The 20979-nt window shown below is 41.0% G+C and carries 23 protein-coding genes; 15 read left to right on the top strand and 8 right to left on the bottom strand.

Going from position 1 to position 20979, the window contains the following annotated elements; genetic code table 11:
* Positions 1–6: 6 nt before the first annotated feature.
* On the top strand, positions 7–477 hold the full coding sequence (locus IMZ31_RS06240; protein WP_207529700.1) for a thioesterase family protein: 471 nt from the start codon (positions 7–9) through the stop codon (positions 475–477).
* A gap of 167 nt (positions 478–644) precedes the next feature.
* On the top strand, positions 645–824 hold the full coding sequence (locus IMZ31_RS06245; protein ID WP_242705655.1) for a hypothetical protein: 180 nt from the start codon (positions 645–647) through the stop codon (positions 822–824).
* 710 nt (positions 825–1534) lie between these two features.
* Here IMZ31_RS06245 and IMZ31_RS06250 read toward each other — a convergent pair.
* Positions 1535–1990, bottom strand: coding sequence for a DUF4362 domain-containing protein (locus IMZ31_RS06250; RefSeq protein ID WP_207529701.1), 456 nt, complete (start codon positions 1988–1990; stop codon positions 1535–1537).
* 173 nt (positions 1991–2163) lie between these two features.
* Between IMZ31_RS06250 and IMZ31_RS06255 the strand changes: the two genes are divergently transcribed.
* Together IMZ31_RS06255 and IMZ31_RS06260 are read left to right on the top strand one after the other, a co-directional pair.
* The gene (locus IMZ31_RS06255; RefSeq protein WP_207529702.1) at positions 2164–2760 is read left to right on the top strand and encodes a GNAT family N-acetyltransferase; all 597 of its coding nucleotides are present in this window, start codon (positions 2164–2166) and stop codon (positions 2758–2760) included.
* A 180-nt stretch (positions 2761–2940) separates the two neighbouring features.
* A complete protein-coding gene (locus IMZ31_RS06260) occupies positions 2941–3951 on the top strand; it encodes a peptidoglycan recognition protein family protein (protein WP_207529703.1) in 1011 nt (336 codons plus the stop codon).
* A gap of 74 nt (positions 3952–4025) precedes the next feature.
* Here IMZ31_RS06260 and IMZ31_RS06265 read toward each other — a convergent pair whose 3' ends face one another.
* Positions 4026–4658 (bottom strand): 2OG-Fe(II) oxygenase, encoded by a 633-nt coding sequence (locus IMZ31_RS06265; RefSeq protein ID WP_207529704.1) that lies wholly within the window; start codon positions 4656–4658, stop codon positions 4026–4028.
* A 202-nt stretch (positions 4659–4860) separates the two neighbouring features.
* Positions 4861–5763 carry a M23 family metallopeptidase gene (locus IMZ31_RS06270; RefSeq protein WP_207529705.1) on the bottom strand — a complete coding sequence of 301 codons (903 nt, stop codon included), beginning with the start codon at positions 5761–5763 and terminating at the stop codon, positions 4861–4863.
* 206 nt (positions 5764–5969) lie between these two features.
* Here IMZ31_RS06270 and IMZ31_RS06275 point away from each other — a divergent pair, with 206 nt between their 5' ends.
* The 5 genes from IMZ31_RS06275 to IMZ31_RS06295 all read left to right on the top strand — a co-directional run bounded on the left by IMZ31_RS06275 (position 5970) and on the right by IMZ31_RS06295 (position 12130).
* Positions 5970–7505 (top strand): glycine betaine uptake BCCT transporter, encoded by a 1536-nt coding sequence (locus IMZ31_RS06275; RefSeq protein WP_207529706.1) that lies wholly within the window; start codon positions 5970–5972, stop codon positions 7503–7505.
* Positions 7506–7673: 168 nt separating this feature from the next.
* On the top strand, positions 7674–8129 hold the full coding sequence (locus IMZ31_RS06280; protein WP_207529707.1) for an SRPBCC family protein: 456 nt from the start codon (positions 7674–7676) through the stop codon (positions 8127–8129).
* Positions 8130–8257: 128 nt separating this feature from the next.
* Entirely contained in the window at positions 8258–9793 is a 1536-nt protein-coding gene (locus IMZ31_RS06285; RefSeq protein ID WP_207529708.1) for an RQC-minor-2 family DNA-binding protein, read from the top strand.
* A gap of 144 nt (positions 9794–9937) precedes the next feature.
* Positions 9938–10393 carry a signal peptidase II gene (gene lspA, locus IMZ31_RS06290; protein WP_207529709.1) on the top strand — a complete coding sequence of 152 codons (456 nt, stop codon included), beginning with the start codon at positions 9938–9940 and terminating at the stop codon, positions 10391–10393.
* Positions 10394–10627: 234 nt separating this feature from the next.
* A complete protein-coding gene (locus IMZ31_RS06295; RefSeq protein ID WP_207529710.1) occupies positions 10628–12130 on the top strand; it encodes a UDP-N-acetylmuramoyl-L-alanyl-D-glutamate--2,6-diaminopimelate ligase in 1503 nt (500 codons plus the stop codon).
* Positions 12131–12215: 85 nt separating this feature from the next.
* Here IMZ31_RS06295 and IMZ31_RS06300 read toward each other — a convergent pair whose 3' ends face one another.
* Positions 12216–12365 (bottom strand): glycine zipper domain-containing protein, encoded by a 150-nt coding sequence (locus IMZ31_RS06300; RefSeq protein ID WP_207529711.1) that lies wholly within the window; start codon positions 12363–12365, stop codon positions 12216–12218.
* A gap of 248 nt (positions 12366–12613) precedes the next feature.
* On the opposite strand from IMZ31_RS06300, the gene IMZ31_RS06305 reads away from it, so the two are divergent.
* Together IMZ31_RS06305 and IMZ31_RS06310 are read left to right on the top strand one after the other, a co-directional pair.
* Entirely contained in the window at positions 12614–13831 is a 1218-nt protein-coding gene (locus IMZ31_RS06305; RefSeq protein ID WP_207529712.1) for a NupC/NupG family nucleoside CNT transporter, read from the top strand.
* Positions 13832–13993: 162 nt separating this feature from the next.
* Positions 13994–14233 (top strand): hypothetical protein, encoded by a 240-nt coding sequence (locus IMZ31_RS06310; RefSeq protein WP_207529713.1) that lies wholly within the window; start codon positions 13994–13996, stop codon positions 14231–14233.
* Between the two features lie 428 nt (positions 14234–14661).
* On the opposite strand, the gene IMZ31_RS06315 is transcribed toward IMZ31_RS06310, so the two are convergent.
* The 3 genes from IMZ31_RS06315 to rlmN form a co-directional block, all read right to left on the bottom strand.
* Complete coding sequence (locus IMZ31_RS06315; RefSeq protein ID WP_207529714.1) at positions 14662–16071, bottom strand: MDR family MFS transporter; 1410 nt, start codon at positions 16069–16071, stop codon at positions 14662–14664.
* 43 nt (positions 16072–16114) lie between these two features.
* Positions 16115–16723 (bottom strand): TetR/AcrR family transcriptional regulator, encoded by a 609-nt coding sequence (locus tag IMZ31_RS06320; protein WP_207529715.1) that lies wholly within the window; start codon positions 16721–16723, stop codon positions 16115–16117.
* A 124-nt stretch (positions 16724–16847) separates the two neighbouring features.
* The gene (rlmN, locus tag IMZ31_RS06325) at positions 16848–17933 is read right to left on the bottom strand and encodes a dual-specificity RNA methyltransferase RlmN (RefSeq protein WP_207529716.1); all 1086 of its coding nucleotides are present in this window, start codon (positions 17931–17933) and stop codon (positions 16848–16850) included.
* A 315-nt stretch (positions 17934–18248) separates the two neighbouring features.
* Here rlmN and IMZ31_RS06330 point away from each other — a divergent pair, with 315 nt between their 5' ends.
* A complete protein-coding gene (locus tag IMZ31_RS06330) occupies positions 18249–18665 on the top strand; it encodes a universal stress protein (protein WP_207529717.1) in 417 nt (138 codons plus the stop codon).
* Between the two features lie 111 nt (positions 18666–18776).
* On the opposite strand, the gene IMZ31_RS06335 is transcribed toward IMZ31_RS06330, so the two are convergent.
* Positions 18777–19469 carry a hypothetical protein gene (locus IMZ31_RS06335; RefSeq protein WP_207529718.1) on the bottom strand — a complete coding sequence of 231 codons (693 nt, stop codon included), beginning with the start codon at positions 19467–19469 and terminating at the stop codon, positions 18777–18779.
* A gap of 145 nt (positions 19470–19614) precedes the next feature.
* Between IMZ31_RS06335 and IMZ31_RS06340 the strand changes: the two genes are divergently transcribed.
* The 3 genes from IMZ31_RS06340 to IMZ31_RS06350 are packed head-to-tail and all read left to right on the top strand — an operon-like array spanning position 19615 to position 20875.
* Positions 19615–20208: a TetR/AcrR family transcriptional regulator gene (locus IMZ31_RS06340; RefSeq protein ID WP_207529719.1), complete on the top strand. Its 594-nt coding sequence runs from the start codon at positions 19615–19617 to the stop codon at positions 20206–20208.
* A 2-nt stretch (positions 20209–20210) separates the two neighbouring features.
* Complete coding sequence (locus IMZ31_RS06345; protein WP_207529720.1) at positions 20211–20558, top strand: DMT family transporter; 348 nt, start codon at positions 20211–20213, stop codon at positions 20556–20558.
* Positions 20558–20875, top strand: coding sequence for a DMT family transporter (locus IMZ31_RS06350; protein ID WP_207529721.1), 318 nt, complete (start codon positions 20558–20560; stop codon positions 20873–20875). Before IMZ31_RS06345 ends, IMZ31_RS06350 begins: the two co-directional genes overlap by 1 nt.
* Positions 20876–20979: the final 104 nt, after the last annotated feature.

Raw genomic sequence — 20979 nt, forward strand, 5'->3', positions numbered from 1 at the left:
TCTAAAATGGAACAATCCTTTTCTTATAAGGGCACCGTACTCCGTGAATGGGTTGATTATAACGGTCATATGAATGACGCGGAGTACAATAAAGCGTTCAGCCAAGCAACGGACGCTTTTATTGACCATATTGGTCTCGATGAGCGTACTCGTGAGGTGTATGACTATACCGTCTATACTCTTGAGACGCACATTTGCTACCTGCAAGAGTTGCATGAAGGGGACACTTTTACAATTAAAGGACAGATCCTTGATGTAGACGCGAAGCGCGTTCATTTGTTCTTAACGATGGTGAATGAACAAGGCGAAGCTGTCGCAACCTTAGAGGAAATGCTGATGGGCATTGATCGAAAAGAAGGCCGAGGTGCCGCATTCCCAGGTGAGGTAGCGGATAAGTTAGCCGTTATGTTAGAAAATGATGAACAGCTTGAACGACCGAAGCAAGCTGGTAGAACGATTGGGATTCAGAGGAAGTAAGATGGAGAGGACAAGTCCTTATAGGGCTTGTCTTTTTTTGTGGGAAGGGGGCAACAAGGTATCTGTCCCTATGGTTCTAAGAAGCTAGTTGGTATGCTTTGGTTATAAATGGTAAACTGTTTATCGAGAAGAGTTTGTGTATAGCTAGGGGGAAAACTATTGTCTGGTTGATTGGAATATTATGTCTTCTCTCGTTCGGAGCGATCATTGATTTTATTGCTAAAAAGAATAGTATTAATGGAGATGAAGATGATGGAGTTAAAAATGGTAGTTTTTCAGAGGAAATTTATGCCCAAAGTGCGCTTTATCATATGAACCATGGAAATGAAACAGACAGCTCGGTTTAATGGGAATGGTCAAATCTCGGTTTTTATGGAGGATAGAAATATATGAAAGATCGATTGCTGCTGGTAGTGGTATTATTTTTTGTTTTAGGTTCTGCGATGGTCAGTAGTATGAATTCGCTTAGCTACACGTTTAAGTCGATTTATTATGGTGTCGCTATGACGGTTCTAATTGTCTTAGGATTAGTTAGTTTGTATAACTATTTTGCAAAAACTAAACACTAATCCATTTAATACTTATTAAATGATTGTCCAATAACAATAATCACTCTTTGTGCTAATGGGAGCGGTGTTGTTAAAAAGTGGTGGAGGAAAGGTCGAATGCTAAAGATTAAGATATTTTGAAAATCACTCTTCCTTAAAAAGGCTGATTAGAAAAGATGAAAAAATCAAAAAATAATTTATAAATGGGGTTACTTTTTTATGGGTTGGCTACTTATTGTTATGATTGCATATCTTCCGATATTTTACAGGGTTCATAAAAGGCTTGATTACTTAGAAAAAGAAGTTAGAAGGCTGAAGGGTGAAGATAACGTCATATAATAAAAGGGTGCAATTGCTGAAGGGATATTCAGATGGTAGTGAAGTAATTGGGAACGAAGAAATACAATCCATCATTGTAAATGACTAAATCTATCTTTTTAAACAAAAGGGGTATGACGTAAATCGAAGAAGGTATTAAAGAAAGTGCTAAAACACTCCCCTCTCTACCGTTATTTAATTACTAAAATTCTAGGATCCCTATTAGTTTGATCGCACCCTGATAACTCGTAACTTGTTCTTTCTTCACTCTTATCCATTTTGATTGATTCGCATGTTGCCTTATTTACATTCCCAGCACCAAATGAATCTCTCCTCGTATCTATTGTGGAGTGGATGACTTCCCCATCATACTTAAGGTCATGTAGCATAGGGTCTCCTTCGGTTGTATATGTTACCACTCTTATTTCATCTTCTATACCTTGGTCCACTCTCTCTAGAAAGGCATAGAACATATCTACGTTTGTAATGTCTCCATGCATGTCGACTATATCTTCTGGTGATTGAACATATTCAGGGGCGTTGGTTTGACCTGTGTTTTCAGACGATTCAAAGCCTGGATTGTTCTCATTTAATTGGCATCCCGACAAAATAAAGAGAAGTGTGCCAATCATCACAAACATCTTCATATTACCAATCTCCTTTTAAGGTAATTCCTATGTTACATTATACCATTTATACCCAATAGAGCCTTACCTATATTACATAAAGAGTAGCCTCCATTTTAAAAAGGATCCCCTTTTTCTGTATTTAGCGAAAATCTTATCTATCTTGTGAATAAATTACTGGTGGGGGTGATTTTTTGGAGATTGAAGATATATACGGTAACTTACCCACATTAGAAACAGATCGTCTTCTATTAAGAAGAATTACATCAGAAGATTTAGATGATATGTATGAGTATGTTTCTAATGAAGAAGTAACGAAATATGTTACGTGGGAGGCGCATAGGTCTTTATCTGACACAAAGGAATTTATTAAATATGCCCTTTCCCAATACGAGGATAAAGATCTTTCTCCCTGGGGGATCGAGTATAAATCGAACGGGAAATTTATAGGAACAATTGACTTTGTCTCGTGGGAAGTTAATCATCATGTGGCTGAGGTTGGATTTGCCATTTCCCAAGATTATTGGGGGAAAGGCATTACAACAGAAGCCGTAAATGAATTGATTAAGTTTGGCTTTACCCATATGAATTTAGTTCGTATTCAAGCAAGGTGTTTAGTAGAGAATAGAGGTTCAGAATGTGTTATGGAAAAAGCGGGGATGTCTTTTGAAGGAATCCTTCGAAAAAGTATGTTGGTAAAGGGAAAGCATCACGATTTAAAGATATACTCTATATTAAAAGAAGAGTTCTTCTCTAAGCATACACCTAAGGTAGAAAACGAGAGTCTTTAATCAGCAGCTTGAACATTTAAGCTGCCGATTTTTTATATTCATATGGTTGGTGTGGGTTGTATAGCGATTATCGTCAGCTTACTACGTAACATTAAACCCCCGTATAATCTCAAAAATGATCTACAAACTAAGAAAAGCAGTTTTACGTAAAAGTACTGATTCTTGGAAAGGAAGCGAATCATGAAAAACATCCTCATCGCTTTTATTAGTTTGTTTGTATTATTACAGCTACCTTTATCCCCAGCGCATGCTATGAATAACCCGAGAAACATCTATGAGGTCAAGCCAGGTGATGCGTTGTGGAAGATCGCCGCTACCTATGAAACCACTGTATCTGATTTAAAGCGAATCAATGGATTACAATCTAATCTGATATTGGTGGGCCAGAAGTTAAGAGTACCGATTGATTATGAGGTGAAGTCAGGCGATACATTGTGGGTCCTGTCTCAATCGTTTAATTCAACCGTATCTTCAATTAAAGAGGTCAATGGACTCGGGTCCAATATGCTCTACGTGGGCCAAACGATAAAAATCCCTCCAAAGAAACTTAGAATGGACGGGCAATTTGTTCTGATGACGAGAGAGGAATTTAGGGATTGGATTCTTAACCATCAATTCAGCCGATATGTAAAAACGATTCAACAGCACCATACTTATCAGCCTAACTACAAAAGTTTCAATGGGTCTAACCATTTTGCTTTACTTAAAGGGATGAAGGATTATCACGTAAACGGGATGGACTGGAGTGATATTAGTCAACAGTTAACGACTTTTCCTGATGGTACGGTAGCTGTAGGCCGGTCTTTTAATAACCCTCCAGAAGGTTCGTTTGGATTACAAAATGAAGCGGCTATGAAAAGGATCGAACAGAATGCTTTAGCAATCGAGAATGTGGGGAGTTTTGACAAGGGCGACAATGAAATGACGGCGGAACAACGTGAAACGCTTATTACCGTCACAGCCCTACTTATGTTGAAGTATGGCCTAACTCCATCAGTAGACAGTATTACGTATCACCATTGGTGGGATATAAATACAGGGGAGCGAGTGTTGGATCACGGGGAAGGTCATGCAGTTAAATCGTGTCCAGGTACGGGGTTCTTTGGTGGGAATTCTACGTCACATGCCAAACGTAACTTTTACCCCCTTGTTGTAGAGAAGATGAAGGAGATTCAAGCGAGTTTCCAATAATAAATAAGCGGACATGAGGCAATGCGTCTCATGTCCGTTTTATTTTGATTTGGTAATCGCTTTCAATGACTCTTTTAACGAATTGGCTTCCGCCGCATCCACTGCGTAGCAATCCATTTCTCACCTTTCACAACAGGGTTTCCGCTATGAAGCGTCTGGTTGTTTAGCTCCATATCTTGATAAAAGTACTCAAAATAAACAGCCATTCCTTTCTTAGGCGTAACGGATAAACCGAGCTCTGGGAATAAGGTTTCTCCGCCTTCTTCGACATCATTCAAATATAATACAAGAGTAGAGATACGATTGTTATCAGATTGCTTGAAGAAATCATGATGCGCTTTATATTCTTGTCCAGGTTGGTAGTGTAAGATTTGGAGACCATCTGCGTGTTGGGTAGGGATATTCATTATGGTAGAGAGTCGTCTTTCAATGCGTTCTACAAGTGAATTCTCATTTTCTTCAAAGAACATGCCACTGCTTGTTCTCATGTCATTCGTTTCTCGTGATTGTCCAATTTTAGAGCGACGCAATCGATCTTGGCTTAACGCGATTAATCCATCGCACTCCTCGTCACTTGCCACGTTATCCAGAACAACGACTAGTGGTTCATTGTATCTGGAAATGATGGGCATAACACGGTCTTCCGACACAATGCGGTTGCCTGTATGCGGGAAAATCGTTTGTTCTCTTTCTGTACGAATCGTCATGTAGCATTCCCCTTTTATAAAAAAATTCTCTATACATGGACTATATCACACAAAAAGGAAAATAAATCATATATTTTCCACATTAATGAAATCGCATACTATTATTTGGGGTGATGATCTCTTGGTTACAATGAAAAGAATCCCTGCTCTTTGTTAGGCAGGGATTCTTTGACGTGAAAAATGATTCGTGTTGAGGTATCTATCATTGAAACACTAAACTATTCCGCTTTAAGAAACGGTCATCAAATGTGATCGGTAACCCGGCGCCATCTCGTTCTGCGTGAATATGAAGGTGAGGTTCTGTTGTGTTTCCTGTATTGCCAACAAGTCCAAGCAGGTCACCTGTTTTTACGGTCTGGCCTTCTGTCACTTGCACCGACCCAGGCTTCATATGAGCCAGAATTACATCTGCACTCTGACAGCGAAGAGTAACGTGGTTTCCTCTTGCATCTTCAACCTTTTCAGGGCTTTCAAGTGGGGGGATGTCTTCATATTGATCGACCGCCTGGATGACCTCACCTGAACACGGGCTGTAAAGGGAGGCGTTGTAGATTTCAAAAGCTTCTAATTCAGATGGAGTCAGTCCTTTCGCTCGCAGCCCCGCACCATTCAGTTCGAGAATATCAATTGCATACTGCTGTGGTTTGTGTTCGTTATGGTAATTTATAATTGAAGTTCCACCACCTTGCCCCGTTGCGTAAACACCGTCTTTTAGCGGGAATGCCAATTCAATAGCCTCGTCATTCGAGGGAGAGTAGCCCGTAAGTCCGCTAACTGCCATAAAAGTGAAGAAAATCATCACCGCAAAGCTGAGCAAGTTCGAGAACATTCCACTTCGTTCTCCTTTCGGTTGCTTTAGAGGCAGTGGCTTCAATCTCTTTATAGCTATAAAGAGAACAGGCAGTAACAAAAGCACCCACAGAAACCGGATGTAATGTGAATACACGTGCCATGGAATGACAACAAAGAGATACGCAAAAAAGCTGAATGTAAGCCCAATTTCAAGCGCCCCAAGTAGACGGCTCTTTAGATCCCCTTTCCACAGCCTGATAAGTAAAGCAATCGGAAGTATGTAGTACACCGCTGCATATAACCAAATCGACATATAATCCTCCTCTTTATGATCTTTCCAAACTATGTGTATTTTCCCTTTTATTCTCTACGTATTATCGCAAAAAAAGTTCCATCTTTTCCTTTTTATTCAATCCTCCCTTCTAGTTATATAGCTGAATAATACCGACTCCAATAGAAGAGAATAAGCCTTATCTAATAAAGGAATTTACTGTGCTTCTGAAAGGAGTTGTTCGCAACATGCTTCAAAAATTAAATCCCGTATTTAAAATATCAGCTGCTGTTATGATCCTCTTATCTCTTGTTGGGATTGTAGTGCCTGACTGGTTGGAAACGGTGACATCAAACGTGCAATCATTCATTGCCAATCGTTTAGGGTGGTATTATTTAATTGTTGTAACCTTATTCACGATCGTGGCTTTAGTGTTCTTAATTACACCACTTGGGAAAATTCGTCTTGGTAAGCAAGATGAAAAACCTGAATTCACAAGGCCAACTTGGGTCGCGATGCTCTTTAGTGCAGGGATGGGGATCGGTCTTGTTTTCTGGGGAACAGCTGAGCCGATCAGTCATTATGCAGTCAATTCACCTACGGGGGAAGTAGGTACAGATCAGGCCATCAAAGATGCGATGAGATTTACTTACTTCCACTGGGGTATTCATGCTTGGGCCATTTATGGCATTGTCGCATTAGTATTAGCTTACTTTAGTTTCAGAAGAGGAACACCTGGCTTAATTAGTGCTACGTTACAACCGATTATTGGAGATAAAGCAAATGGAAATACAGGGCGATTGATTGATATCTTTTCTGTAATTGCGACGGTAATTGGTGTTGCCACTACCCTTGGGTTCGGAGCTGTGCAAATCAATGGAGGGTTGTCGTACCTTTTTGATATTCCAAGCAACTTCTGGGTGCAACTGATTATTATTGCAATAGTGACCGTTTTGTTTATGATTTCAGCGTGGTCAGGGCTAGGGAAAGGTATCAAATATTTAAGTAATGCCAACATGATTTTGGCAGCCGTACTTTTCCTGATGATGTTTATACTAGGTCCAACGCTTTTCCAATTGAATTTGTTTACGAATTCATTAGGTGCCTACATTCAGAATCTGCCTCAAATGAGCTTCCGCATTGCGCCACTTGATGAAGAGATCAGAGGGTGGATCAATTCGTGGACAATCTTTTACTGGGCGTGGTGGATTGCCTGGTCACCGTTTGTAGGCATTTTTATAGCACGGGTATCGAGAGGGCGAAGTATTCGTGAGTTTGTTTTCTTTGTCCTTTTGCTTCCTTCTGTAATTGGATTCTTATGGTTTGCTACATTTGGCGGTACTGCGATTTCTCTAGAACATAACGGAATGGCGGTCATTTCAGAGCTTGCTACAGAGAAGTCATTATTCGGAGTATTTGCGAATTACCCATTAAGTATGGTGGCATCCATCGTAGCCATTCTTTTAATTAGCACATTCTTTATCACATCAGCTGACTCTGGAACATTTGTTTTAGGACTGATGACTACAGGTGGGAAAGGCGATCCGAGCCAGTTCGTCAAACTAACATGGGGTGTCCTATTATCTGTTACAGCTTTAGCGCTTCTATATACAGGAGGGCTACAAGCCTTGCAAAACACAATGATTATTGCGGCGTTACCGTTTTCGGTTATTATGTTGTTAATGTCGTTTAGTTTTGTCAAGACAGTTTATCAGGAAGGGAAAGAGCTAGGAATTGGGAAGATTGATTCTTCTGGAAAAGGGAAAAATTCGAAGCGGGAATAGACTCAGTTTCGCTAAAGCTAATACAACTAGACCATCGTTGTATTAGCTTTTTACTATCTTTTTAAGGATAGGTTCTAGGACAAAAGAGGAAAAAAGGCGCTCTTTATTGAAATAGGAATTTAAGGTGCTTGGTTACTCAAGCCAGCAAAAACCATAAGGAGGATTTCTATGAAAAGCGATTCTTTTATCTATACTACATATATCTTATCCACTAAAGAAAAAGTGTGGGAAGCGTTAACCGAAGCAAAACATACGAAGCAATATTTCTTCGGATGCGAAGTACAGTCTGATTGGCAAGAAGGCTCATCCATATCCTATTTCAGAGGAGATGGCGAGCTTGATGTGGAGGGAGAGATTTTAACAGCTGTACCTTATGAAAAGCTTTCCTTTACATGGAAACATGTTGATGATCAAGTAAGAGAGAAGCCCCTCGTTGTCACTTTTAAAATAAAAGAGGTCGGTGAAGCGGTGAAACTAACGCTTCTTCACGAAAACCTTTTAAGCACGGATTTAAGCGAAGAGGAAGACACGTTTTATGGGTTGAATAACGGATGGCCTGCGATTGTGAGTAACTTGAAGACGTATTTGGAGACGGGGAGAACGTTGTCTCCTATGGATTTATAAGCGAGTGAGGGGATGATTCTTAAATAGAGGATTGAACCTTTTGCGAAACTCTCGTTTATTGTAAAGTGTACTGTAATCATCGACCTGTAATGGCGATAGACTAAACTGACGAGTTGGGTGATGACACGATGGCTTTACGAGACCTTGCTTATATACACAATGATTTCCCTTATCTGGTGTTCTATCCAGGTGGAAAGAAGAACAAGGGAGTGCGTTCAATTCCGAACAAAGTTCGAAAAGAATCTCTATCCCGTATTCACACGATTATAGAAAGACTAGTGAGGGAACGCACTTCTGAAGAGGTCGCTGCTTTGCAACAATTTTTACAATTAGAGGGGCAGAGTCTATTGCCTGTCCTGCTAGATAAAGAAGGGGAGCTCTATCATAGTGGCTTAGTGAAGCCTGAAGTGTTTCTGTATAAGGCATTCGATAGTGAGCACGGCATTCCCATTCATAAGGAATACTTATTTGAGACAAAGATATCAATGATGTCGAATGAGCAGTTAGAAAAGCAGCTCCAGTCCTTGATTCAGCAATACATGTATTGTGCTTCTATACATCAGACCTCACGTGTCGAGTGGATTCGTGCATTAGAGAAGCGTTTTGAACACCATCCTCTTGTGCAATTTGCCCACACCAAAAGGGAGGAGCTTCAGGCAGTGGAGAGGATGAATCGCTCTAATCTATTATCTCAGCTAAAGTACCCCGAAGATCTTTCTTATTGGCGCCACCGGGTCGAGATTGTGATGAGGCCATTTCGATCGATTCCCACTGATTGGCTTTGGTCAGAAGGAGACGCATGTGAGCACGAGAAAGAGATGTATGTGTATTCAGGACAAGAAGAGCTTGAACTGCACTGTGAGATATGTGATTACAGCGTGTTTATGAAAGATGATGCTTTACGTCTGGAAGAGGAATTTGACATTGAGAAAGCGAAGAAACGCATTCACACGATTGAACGTCAATTTAACGAAATAGCGGAGAAAAACGAAGGCGTCCTGGATAAAATTAAACGCCTTGATGCCATTCAACAAAAGTCCTCTCACTATGAGCAGGAATGGAAAGAGATCCAAAGTCTGCTTGGCAAGATTCAAGCTTTACCTAAGCATAAAGAGAATCAACCAACAAGTAAGTGGATTGATTTGTTTCAAGCCATAGAGGCAATGGACCTGCCTGAAGTCGAACACCCATCACCACTTGTGTGGCCGTCCTATGTGGAACTCCCAAATGTCTCGATGCTAAAGCGGGTTGAAGAGTGGGAGGAACTTCTTAATCAAGACGTTTCAAACGAGCTCAATCACCTGAAAATGGAGTTAGTATCCTACCTTGAGGGAAATGCGATGACACGAGAAGAAGAATTTACGAAAGTGAACAAACAAACCTTCTACTGGGGCGAAGTTGAACAAGTGCTTCAATTCGTACATGATACCAGCGGCGTTTATCCGGCTCATACCATTACCCAGGTTCTCGTGGGTAAAGCGACCAATAAAATCCGTACTGAACAGTTGGACAAGGCCATTCAGTTTGGGGCTATGGAGGATTGGCAGGAGAAGGACGCGATGAAGGCCCTGAAATCTTTAGAGAAACAAGGCTTTCTGAAAAAGTTACAAAAAGGATTCGCCCTGACCGATCAAGCCGTACCTTATATTGAAGAGACACCCTGACAAAACATATACCACCCTTGAATTCCACCGCTTTAATGATGTAAAGTATAGACGCGTGCCAGACACCCTTCACTGATCTAAAGCATTGATGCGTGTCTGGCACGCTTTCGTATGGTGAAGTGTAAGAGAGGGAGATAAGAAGTAGTGAAGCGATTGTTTATTGTGGTTATTCTTGTAATGATTGATTTGGTGATCAAGCGGTGGATGGATGCGCAGATGGATCTGGATGAAGTGATTCAGGTCATTCCTGGATGGTTGGAATGGAATCTTCTTTATAACGAAGGGATTACGGGAGGGCGACTCAGTTCGGTTTCTTGGGTCATTATTCCCCTCCAGAGCATCATATTAAGTTGGATCTTTATTTGGTGGAGTGTCCCTATTGATTCAAAGAGGAACCTCAGAGATCTGGCCTTTATATTGGTGTTAAGTGGAGGTCTTGGGAATTTTATCGATCGACTATTCCTGGGTCATGTCATCGACTTTATTCATATTGAGGGACGGTCAGGGATTTTTAATATAGCTGATGTGTATATTCTGCTTGGTTTCATTGCTCTTGCGATTTGGACTTATACTGCTAGGGAAGAACCTCAGTATTCTTAAAAAACTACATAGACAAGGGTTCTATAAAATGAACACGTCCGTCCCCTGATTGGGGGGCGGACTTTTTTATGGTTTTTAGATAACAGCCTATTATTTTCCACTTAATGCATAAAAGTAAACGTCTTTTACACATGAGTATGCTTAGAAATGTTTACCTAAGATTTTACGGGGGAATGGGAAAGAAGAATCAACACTTTAGCACGATGAAGTAAATAATTGTAAAAGGATGATGACATGAACAGTAATGAATACCTGATGAAGGACCTAATCAATGGAAGCGTTTGGGGCCCTGAATCCCAGGTCATTTCCTCTGTTACCTATGATTCGCGTGAAATTAGTAAGCATGACGCATTTGTGTGTATTACCGGTGAGCATCATAATGGCCACCTTTATATAGAACAAGCCATAGATAACGGAGCCACAACGATTATTGGTACAGAGTCTGAACCACTTCGTACATATTCAAAACAGTTTCCTGAAGTTAGTTTTATCCACGTGGAAGATAGTCGATTAGCCTTGGCCCAAGTTTCCTCTCTAATATTCGGATCTCCATCAGAATCTTTGTATACCATTGGCGTAACAGGAACAAATGGGAAGACGACAGTCTCTACCTTTATTCATTCTCTCCTCAATGATTTATCCTGCCGTACAGGGTGTCTTGGGACTGCTGGGATTTGGGATGAAGAACGAAAGACTGATTTTAAACAAACGGTCCCTACGACACCTGAAGCCCCGGATATTCATCGTGTCTTAGATTATTTTAAACAACGCGATTTGAAAGCGGCTGTTATTGAATCCACTTCCATTGCCATTGAACAGAAGCGTTTGGCTGGTATTGATTTTAATGTAGCGGTTCATACGAATTTAACTCCTGAACATTTAGAGTTTCATGGCACAATGGAAGCCTACAAAGAAGCTAAGTTGAAGTTGTTTGATCAAGCGAAAAGGGCGGTTGTCAATCTGGATGACCCTGTCATGTCGCCTGACATTATCAAGCGGTTTGACGGTTCTCTAATGACCTACGGAACGCATGAATCAGCCGATTTCCGTGCTGATAATATCCGAACGACTATAGAAGGGACATCCTTCACACTGATCTTTAATGATCTTCATTACCGTGTGGATGCACCTGTTTTTGGTGAATATAATATATCTAATTTGCTTGCTGCGATTGCAACTTGTTATCAAATGGGCCATTCACTTCACGATGTATTATCAGTTGTTTGGGGCATTACATGTCCTGAAGGTCGCTATCAGCTTGTTGATAATGAAGCACCGTTCCAGATCGTATTAGATTACGCGCACACACCTGATGCGTTGGCGACTGTTTTAAACACAGTTAAGCAAGTACCGCATCGCAGATTGATTGTCATGATTACAGGTGTCGGACTCAGAGATCCGAAGAAACGCCCATTGATGGCAGAAGTTGCTGAGGGCATTGGTGATGAGATTGTCGTAAGTGTGGACCAGCCTGGCCATGCTGATCGTCAGGAAGTGGTAAACGATGTATTAAAAGGGTTTAATACGCCTAACTCTCCACATATTCATTCTCAATTACACCGTGAAGATGCCATTCACTACGCATTTGATTTAGCTGAACCAGGAGACCTTGTACTGTTAACAGGGATCGGCTTTGGAGGCTATCAAATTATAGGCGATGAGCGCGTCCCTTATTCTGAGATGGATGTTGTAGACGCCTATTTCGATCAAGATTTTCGCTTTCGGAAGACCGTCTAAGGATCTGCAACAGTTAGATCATTAAGATAAGTCTAAGAGACACTATGCCTATATCGGCGTAATGTCTCTTTTTTTTGATATATATTTATTTTTTCTTCTTTCTAAACCAATCTATGCCGGCTCCAATGGAAACTCCAAGAGCAATACCGAGGGCTACATTATTGAATGCGACTCCAAGTGCAACACCTATTGCGGTTCCGACACCTATAAATGTATCTTTTCCTTTTCTGGCCATATACATTCACACCCCTTCAATTCCTATACGAATAAATGATTCGACTCGTTTCACTAGTTCACCTATTTTAAAATATGGATCTATCAATAAAAAATAATGCCTACAGGTAAGGGTTTCAAGGAGTTGTAAGCGATTGCGCTGTAGAAAAAGGGTTTGAAATCTAATTCGGATGGTGGTATTTTGTTTAAATGTGATTCAAAAATGGATTTCTAAAAGAACAGCAGAATTAGAGAGAGGGAAAAAACATCATGAGCAACATACTTTGGGGATTAGGTGGTATGTTTACCATCTTCTTAATTGCAATTATATTTTCAACAAACCGAAAGGCGATTAATTGGAGAACCGTAGCTGGTGGGCTAGCGATTCAAATTACATTCGCCTTTCTTGTATTTGTAACAACTTGGGGACAGAATATATTACAGTATATGTCCCAAAGTGTCAATAACTTAATTGGCTATACAACAGAGGGAATTGAATTCTTGTACGGTCCGCTCATTAATCATGAAAATATGGGGATGATGTTTGCGTTTCAAGTACTACCTACCATCATCTTCTTCAGTTCACTCATTGCCGTATTGTATCATTTAGGCATTATGCAAAAGGTCATCATGTTAATCGGTGGTCTTTTGTCAAAAGTGTTAGGGACAACGAAGGTCGAAAGCATCAACGCGGCAGGAAACATTTTCGTTGGGCAAACAGAGGCACCACTTCTCATTCGTCCATTCATCTCCCGTATTACAAAATCTGAGCTTTTCGCCGTCATGACAGGAGGTTTCACCTCTATTGCAGGTTCAACGCTAGTTGGGTATACGCTTTTAGGCATTGAAGTAGAGTATCTTCTAGCCGCATCCTTCATGGCTGCACCAGCAGCGCTAGTGCTCGCGAAGCTATTTGTGCCAGAAGTAGAGCCTCATCATGAAGTGATTGAGGACGTTGCTCCTGAAGAAAGTGACACGACGAACGTCTTTGACGCAATTGCAGGTGGTGCTGTGACTGGGCTTAAGTTAGCTGTGAACATTGGTGCGATCTTGCTATCATTTATCGCTTTATTAGCTTTACTAAATGGCATCATTGGCTGGGTTGGTAACTTATTTGACGTAGCGATTACGCTTGAAAAGATACTTGGTTACTTGCTTGCGCCGCTCGCCTTTGTTATCGGCGTTCCATGGGATGAAGCCGTTCGTTCTGCTAGTTTCATTGGCCAAAAGATCGTAACAAATGAGTTTGTTGCCTTCTCTGGTTTAGGAGAAGTGAAAGATGAGCTAAGTAAAAAAGCTGAAGTCGTAACCACTTTCGCCCTTACAGGGTTCGGGAGTCTTTCTGGTATCGGAGTACAAATCGGTGCCTTAGGCGGCATGGCTCCAGATCGTCGTAAAGACGTAGCGAATTTAGGACTCCGTGCAGTAATTGCCGCAACACTTGCAAACTTGCTTTCTGCTAGTATTGCTGGGATGTTTTTATTTTAATGATATATTAGGTGCCACTCGTATAAGCGAGTGGCACCTTTTTTAGATAATATGGAACGTTTTACCTTTTGCTCTCGTATGAATGACTACAAGATTAGAAAAAGCTATGGAAACTATAAAAAGTTAGAAACAACAAAAGGTTAAATAGAGGAGGACTAGCTTTTGAAAATATTGAAGAAAGTAAATATCATGTTAGCAATTATATCTCTTAGTCTTGTTATCTATCATATTTTTATTGAAAACATCCATGCACCTGACTATGCTTTATTCTTCTATTTATCGGTTGTCTTCTTACTAAATGGAATTGAATTAATAAAAGAAGGTAATAAAGGTTGGGCGGGATATGTACAGATTGTCGTAGCGATGGTTTGTTCTGTTGCGGCTATATCAGATTTGCTTTAAATATCTACTCGAGAAAATGTGCCACCTATGATAGAAGGAGACGGGATTTCGCTTATTGGGAAAGTGTCGGGAAGCGCTGGACAAGCGTCAGGACTGGCGGGCGAAGAGTCGGGACGCGCGCCGGAAGTGTCGGGATGCCCAGGCCAAGAGTCGAGACACGCGCCCGAAGAGTCGAGACGCCCAGGCCAAGAGTCCGGACGAGCGCCCGAAGGGTCGAGACGCGCGCGCCAAGTGTCGGGACGGGCGCCGGAAGTGACGTGACGCGCAGGCCAAGAGTCCGGACGCGCGCTCGAAGAGTCGAGACGCCCTCACCAAGTGTCAAGACGAGCCCCAAAAGCATCAGAACGCCCATCCCAAAGCAACGCCCCAAAAAACAAAAAAGCGCAAATTGCCTCCAACAAGACAATTCACGCTTTCCTACATAACCCTTATGAAGTTGCTAATGCTTTCGGTCTTTTAATAAAGAACGACAATCCCAACCCAACAATAGCCGAAATACCAGCAACAATGAAGGAGACGTTTACGCCGTGAACGAGACCTTCAACCCCATTACCTGGGCGAGCTGCTGTACTCATTACGGTTACAAGGAGAGCTGTACCAACAGCACCAGATACTTGGCGCATGGTGTTATTCATGGCCGTTCCGTGCGAGATCAGGTGTTCAGGCAGTTGGTTAATTCCAGCTGTTGTCACCGGCATCATGACCATCGCTACACTAAGCATGCGGAACGCATTGACAATCGTCAGGTACATAAATGAGGTCTGTGCGGTTAAGTTTGTAAACATAAATGTTGTTACAACAAGGATCAGTAAACCTATAATAGCAAGCCACTTCGCACCGAATTTGTCGAATAAGCGACCTGTTATGGGGTTACTAAAGCCCATAATAAGGGCGCCTGGTAACAACATTAAGCCAGACTCAAATGCAGTAAAGCCAAGCATGTTTTGCATATATAAAGGCAGAACGGTGGATGCGCCAATCATCGCGATAAACACAACCATGCCTAAGACGGTTGTTAGCGTAAAGGTTTTGTAGCTAAAGACCTTAAATTCTAAAATGGGCTCGCGCAAACGTCCTTGACGAAGGATGAACCACGTTAGGGATAAGGCGCCCACAATAATAGAAAGATAGACTTGATCACTACTCCAGCCTTCAGAACCAGCTACACTAAAGCCGTAAAGAATGCCTCCGAACCCGATTGTAGACAGAATAATAGATAAGATATCGAGTTTCGGGAATGTTTGTTTTGTTACATTTTTAAGAATAAAGTACGCTATGATAAAGTCCAAAATAACGATTGGTAAGATCACGTAGAATAAGCTTCTCCATGGGAATTGGTCGACAAGGTAACCGGATAGTGTCGGGCCAATCGCAGGAGCGAATGAAATAACGAGACCGAACATTCCCATTGCAGCACCGCGTTTTTCAACCGGGAATATCATAAATAAAATCGTCTGCATAAGCGGCATAATAATACCGGCACCAGATGCTTGTAGGATGCGCCCCACCATTAAGAGTGGGAAATTAGGGGCAATGGCGCAAATGAGGGTTCCAAGTGCGAACAGTCCCATAGCCGTTAAAAACAATCCCCTCGTTGTGAAGCGCCCAATTAAAAAGGCGGTGATCGGTATCATTACGCCGTTTACGAGCATGAAGATCGTCGTTAGCCACTGGGCCGTACTCGCATCTAGATCCAGATCTGCCATGATATTTGGCAGGGCGGTTGCAAGTAGGGTTTGATTTAAAATGGCTGCAAATGCGCCCGATAAAAGCACAATAATAAGGGGGACTTTATTAATCGGTTCTTCTTTTTGTGCTGTGTCTTGTGTGTTAACCACAATGTTCCCTTCTTTCTTTTTCTTAGTGATTCGTTGAAGTCTTCTAATGAAGTCCTGTTTGAATAATGTTCATTTCTTTCTTGTACTTAAGCATCGCCTCATCAATCGTGTAGTCATTTGAGAGGCACTGGACGAGGTTATGGAACGTAATCGCAATGACAATTTCAAAGACATGGTAGAGTTGCTCTGTGTCCTTAATGTTCAGGCCATCCATATCTACGAGTTCGCTTACTTGTGTAAATCTAGAATCATCTGATCCCTTCCGAATGTACCTAGTTACTTCTTTTTCGATCTTATAGTTTTTATTTAAAAGTACATTTCGAAGGTAGTTATTCTGTCCTTCTTCTTGAGAATGTATTAAAGCAGAATAGAACAGATCGGCCATGGCTTTGAACATGTCCCCTTCGTTGTTTCTTAAACGTTGTAAGAAGTTCTCGTGCTGATCTTTCGCGTGTTCATTCAATAAGTAAAAGAACGCATCTTCTTTATCTTCGAAATACTGATAGAAGCTTCCTCTTGGGATGCAAGCTTTCTTAAGAATATTGGATATGGATGCTTCATAAAGAGAAACGCGGGAGAATTCCTCTTTGGCCGCTTCAATGAGCTTTTCTCTTTTCTCTTCATTCAAATTATAGAACGTTGGTTTCGGCATTCTTCTCCTCCTTGTGCATACATATGACAACGTGTCACATGACGACCTGGTCTACTATATATGACACGGTGTCATACGTCAACAAAAATGCAAATGAAAACACGAGGCACATGGCCTCGTGTTTTTAGCTGTTTTGTAGCTTTTTCTTTTTGCGTGCTTTTTCTTTCTCAATTTGCTTACTGCGAAGTTGACCACAAGCTGCGTCAATGTCTGTTCCGTGTTCTGTACGGACACCACATTTAATGCCGCGATCCATAAGGGTTTGATAGAACGTAAGAATGGCTTCCTTCTCACTTCGATCATATGGGTGGTCGGCTACTGGGTTGTAAGGAATTAAGTTCACGTAAGATAAGTGACGTTTATCCTTTAATAAGTTAGCCAGCTGTTCAGCTTCCTCTTTATGGTCATTGACGTCTTTCAGTAAGATATACTCGAACGTAATGCGTCGGTTCGTTTTCTCTAGATAGTAGTCAATGGCTGGCATAAGCTTCTCTAGTGGATACGCTTTGTTGATCTTCATAATCTTAGAGCGAAGATCATTGTTCGGTGCGTGAATGGATAACGCCAGATTCACTTGAATGCCTTCGTCTGCGAAGTCGTACATCTTCGGTGCAATTCCACTTGTAGAGACGGTAATGTGACGAGCTCCGATGGAAAGACCTTTTTGATCGTTTACAACTCTTAAGAAGTCCATTAAGTGATCGTAGTTATCGAATGGTTCACCAATACCCATAACGACAATGTGGCTCACGCGCTCATCTTTACCTTGAGTGTCCAAGTGGTGTTGAACCTGCATGATCTGTTCCACAATCTCACCGCTTGTAAGGTCGCGGCTCTTGCTTAAAATTCCGCTTGCGCAGAATGAGCAGCCGATATTACAACCAACCTGGGTTGTAACACAAACAGAAAGGCCGTAGTTAAAGCGCATAAGAACTGTTTCAATTACGTTACCGTCAGCTAGTTTAAATAGAAACTTAATGGTGCCATCTTGTGATTCTTGTTTAATCTCTTCTGTTAACGTTCCGAGTGTGAAGTGAGATTCTAACAAATCAATCAAAGACTGGTTGACGTTTTTCATTTGAGAAAAGTCCGTTACACGTTTCTGATAAAGCCAGTCCCATACTTGTTTCGTACGGAACTTCTTCTCACCATGTTCCAGAATCCAATCCGTCAGTTGGTCAAACGTTAATCCGTAAATGGATTGCTTCATATATAGTTAACTCCTTTTAAAAAAATCGCTATTCCTATAGTAGTTCATTTGAGGGTCGTAAACAACCAGCAAGCGAACTATCATAATTTTGAGTCAATTGTGTTCTTATTTTTATCTTTACCAAAAGTCTTAGGTTTCAAAACTCTATTATCTCACAGAATTTGAGAAACAGAAACATTATACATGTAGATAGGGAATTTGTCTAACGAGTGCAGGTCTATGTTTCACCCGTTTATTATTGAGGTACCTTACGACTAGGATTGAAAATAATACAAAAAACACACTAAACTACTTGATTGTAAAAGGGTGAAGGCAATGTATAAACGAATATTACTAGCAACAGATGGATCTGAACATTCTGTGCGCTCAACAAAGCATGCGGCAGCGTTAGCCAAACAGTTCGGTGGAACAGTTGAGATCGTCTATGTGGTAGACGGAAACAAATCAAAAGAAGACGTTCTTCATAATATGAGCGAATATGAAATTGAACTAAAGAGAAAAGAAAAGACAAGATCGGTTCAAGAGGTTTTAGAACAAGAAGGCGTTTCCTTTAAGACCCACATTCTCCACGGTGAACCAGGACCAACGATTGTAGATTACGCAAACGAGAACGACTATGATTGCGTCGTAATCGGTAGCCGTGGTCACAATGCCCTACAAGAAATGATCCTTGGCAGCGTCAGCCACAAAGTGGTGAAGCGAGTGGATGCGCCTGTTATGGTGATTAAATAAGACGATTACGTAAAGAAGTCATCCTTTTAAAGGATGACTTCTTTTTAGTGTGAACTTCCTTAGAAAATAAGCGAGTCTACTCCTGATACGAACGGGAAGCATACTCGTTTTTTATTCATGTAGTTCTGTAATTTCTCCACCAATGGCTTCTCCGTATGACACATCATTTAAGGTGTATACAGTAAAACGCCATTTGTAACCAACATAAGCAGCAGGTTGTGTCCTAATTCTGACTACTTCTTCATCTGAGTATTGTTGATCAAGAGTTTGTTGAAGTTGTTGCTTTGAGTAGGCTTTCCACCCTAGTAATAGGCAAAGAATCAATAGACCGCTTACAACCCATTTCCATCCGTAAAGCTTTTGCGACAGGGAGAAAAGCGTAATCAAGAGTAAGCCTCCTAGAAGCCAAAGGTCCCTCTTAATAAGAGAATACTCTAGGTTATGTTCGTTTATAGGATAGAAAAGATGAGCCCCATTTCCCAAATAATCAATCCCGATCCCTGCAATAAGTAATAGTAGCGCGATGCCGATCCATCTTCTAAAAAAGGTAAAAGGCAAGAGTTTGTACGTTAAGAGGGCTAATGCAAGGCTTGTGAATGGGAGTAAAAATAGGGAGTGAGTAGACACATTGCCTATTAATTTCGGCACATCTATAATCATAACGAGCCCGCCACCAAGAAGTATGGTTGCAATTCTTCGGCTGTAAGACATGGTGTGTCGATAAAAAAATAGATGAGTTAGAGTCATAGCTGTTAAGATATGTAGCAATGAAGAAGGAATGTGATTTAATAAGATCTCGGTCATAGTGTCACTCTCGTTCTATTTGGTATAGTGTGTCTTTAGGTCTTTACCTTTTTTCTGGCAAACTAAACCATAAATGAGTGACTTGACCTAAAATAGTAGAACGATATACAATTTACCTACCGAACGTTAGGTAGGAGGCTTGGGTGTGAGTAAAGATAAAATTTTATCAGAATCGCTTAGGCTATTTGCTTCTAAAGGATATGAAGGAACGGCTCTCTCGGAGTTAGCGGAGCAAGTAGGAATGAAAAAGGCTTCGATCTATTCCCATTTTAAAAATAAGGAAGAGATTTTCTGGGCTGTCATTGATCGTGCTTACCAAGATGAAATTGATAAGTTCTCACAAGGAATGAAAGAGGTTCAACAACTTAGTTTTCGTGAGCGGCTTCATTTTATGATAGATCAGCATGTGCACTTTTATAAAGAGAATGATGTAAATGCTACGTTGTGGAGGCGAATGACCTTGTTTCCACCTGAAGCATTTCGTGAAGGGTTAAAGGCGAAATTACTAGAGTATGAGCAACAATTTAATACATTGTTAGAGAAAGAACTGCAAGTAGCCATTGAGGAGAAGGAAATCAGTGATATTGATCTTGATACTGGACTCGCCATGATCTTATGCATCGTGGATGGATTGTTTGTAGAGTACAGTTATTATGATGAGAACGAATTTAACGAACGGGTCGAAGCGGTCAAAAAAATGACATGGCGTTCGTTCGCTCCTAAAGTCGAGGAGGGATAAGTATGGCTTGGACGTATATACTTATAGCCGGAGTAATAGAAGTTTTATGGGTCTTTACAATGAAACTCTCAGAAGGGTTTACTCAAATGGTCCCGAGCCTGATTACAATTGTATTAATTGTGGTCAGTTTCTTTTTGATATCTAAAGCTATGCAATCCATATCAGTCGGGACAGCATACGCAGTGTTTACAGGGATCGGGACTGTTGGGGCGGTAATTATTGAGTTCATTACAGAGCCTCAGTTGATTAGTGTATTGAAAGTCTTTTTTATTCTGTTTCTCATAACAGGAATTATAGGACTTAAAGTGACAGAAAAAGAAGATTCAGAAGCAAGTGAGGTGAGTCACTAATGGCATGGATTCAGTTAATTGTAGCAGGACTGGCAGAAGTTTCTGGGGTTACCTTCTTGAAGCTTGCGGACGGATTTAAGAATAAAGGCTACGTGTTCCTGATGGTAGTTGCTGGAATCATAAACTTTTATTTATTATCAAAAGCGATCGAGATGCTACCAATCGGAACAGCATATGCGATTTGGACAGGAATTGGGTCCGTTGGAACGGTACTGATTGGAATGGTCTTCTTCCGTGAATCGAGAGAGTGGCTAAGACTTCTATTTATCACGATGATTGTCGTTGGGATCGTTGGTTTGAAGATGACAACATCGTAATCATGTAAAGTTTTCACAAATGTGAATGCGTTAGGGAACACAAAACTTCAAAGATGTATTACAATAGTCACTTGGAATACACAGAAAAAAGGAGACCCGACATC

The organism is Pontibacillus sp. ALD_SL1 (assembly GCF_017355605.1).